Origin of the sequence: Streptomyces alkaliterrae (assembly GCF_007097205.2) — a bacterium.
Taxonomy (GTDB): Bacteria; Actinomycetota; Actinomycetes; order Streptomycetales; family Streptomycetaceae; genus Streptomyces; species Streptomyces alkaliterrae.
Window position 1 is genome coordinate 1 of sequence record NZ_VJYK02000535.1, and the last position, 1,669, is coordinate 1,669.

Below are 1,669 nucleotides of genomic sequence, written 5' to 3' on the forward strand. Positions count from 1 at the left end.
CGGCCGGCGCCGAGCTGTCCGCCGACACCGTGGAGACCGTCGACGGGCTGCGCGAGCTGCTGGCCTTCGACGCCCTCGACAAGCGCCGCGCCGCCCTGCGCGAACAGGGTGAACGGGTCGGCCGGGCGCAGCGCGCCGAAGCGGTGTGGGAGGCGGGCGCCGCCGCCGTGCGCGAGGTGCTGATCGTGCTGGCGCTGCTCGCGGTCGTCGCGGCGGCCGGGCACGCGGCGCTCACCGACCGCCTGCACGGACCGTGGGTGCCGGCCGCGCTGGCCCTGTCGCTCGCCGTGCTCGCCCCGGTCGCCGAGGCCGCGCGGGCGCTCGGCCAGGCGGCGGGCCTACGGGCGGCGGCCGCCCGCGTCGGCGCCGGCGTCCGGGCACCGGCGCTCGCCCCCGAACCCGCCGAGCCCAGGCCACTGCCGGGCGGACCGCTGGGCCTGCGGCTGCGCGCCCTGCGCTTCGACTACGGCGGCGCTCCGGTACTGGACGGCGTGGAGCTGACCGTGCCGCCCGGCCAGACGCTCGCCCTCGTCGGCGCGTCCGGCGCCGGCAAGTCCACCTGCGCCCAGCTCATCGCCCGCTTCTGGGATCCCCGGCAGGGAGCCGTGCAACTGCTCGCCGCCGACGGCTCGGCGACCGACCTGCGGGACGTCGCCGACGCCGAGCTGCGCGGCGCGGTGGCCGTCGTCGGCCAGGAGGCGCCGCTGTTCCACGGCACGCTCGCCGAGAACCTGCGGCTGGCCGCGCCGGATGCCGACGACGCGGAACTGGCCCGGGTGGCGCGGCTGTGCGGCGTCGACCGGATCGCCGCGGCGCTGCCCGACGGTATGGCAAGCCCGGTGGGCGAGCGCGGCGCGACGCTCTCCGGCGGGCAGCGCGCCCGGGTCGCGTTGGCCAGGGCGCTGCTCGCCGGGCCGCGCGTGCTGGTCCTGGACGAGACGACCGCCCATCTGGACAACAGCGGCGAGGCGGAGCTGGCGGCGGCGTTGCGCGCCGGAGCGGCAGACCGCACGACGGTGGTGATCGCCCACCGGCCGGCGACCATCCGCCGCGCGGACCGGATCGCCGTCCTGGAGAACGGCAGGATCACCGAGACCGGCGACTGGCGTGAACTCACCGCCGCCGGCGGTGCGCTCACCCGCGTCCTCGGTTCGTCGGCCTCAGGCACCCCCGACCCGGCGCCCCTCCGAACCTAGGCGGTGCGGGGCGCCCGCCCGGGCGCTGTTTCAGCTCATCCGCAGGGCGAGGAAGAAGTCGAGCTTGTCCTCCAGACGCGACAGGTCCCGACCCGTCAGTTGCTCGATTCGCCCCACTCGGTAGCGCAGAGTGTTCACATGCAGATGCAGTCGGCTCGCGCAGCGCGTCCAGGAGCCGTCGGAGTCCAGGAACGCCTCCAGCGTGGTCATGAGCTCCGCGCGGTGGCGGGCGTCGTAGTCCCGCAGGGGGTCCAGGAGCCGGGCGGTGAAGGCCCGGCGGACGTCGTCCGGCACGAACGGCAGCAGCAGTACGTGGGAGGCCAGTTCCTCGTGGCCGGCCGCGCACACCGCGCCCGGGCGGGCCGCCGCCACCCGGCGGGCGTGCCGGGCCTCCTCCAGCGCGCCGCGCAGGCCCTCGGCGGACACCACCGTCGCGCTCACCCCGAGGGTGACCCGGCCGTCCTCGCCGAGCC

2 protein-coding genes are annotated in these 1,669 nt (G+C 77.4%); one reads left to right on the top strand and one right to left on the bottom strand.

From position 1 onward, the window contains the following. The coding region (locus FNX44_RS26505) for an ABC transporter ATP-binding protein (protein ID WP_143651510.1) at positions 1–1,196 on the top strand (1,196 nt) is incomplete at its 5' end. Positions 1,197–1,226: 30 nt separating this feature from the next. On the opposite strand, the gene FNX44_RS26510 is transcribed toward FNX44_RS26505, so the two are convergent. Further along, positions 1,227–1,669 (bottom strand): PucR family transcriptional regulator (locus FNX44_RS26510; protein ID WP_173019304.1); only part of this gene is annotated, 443 nt, incomplete at its 5' end.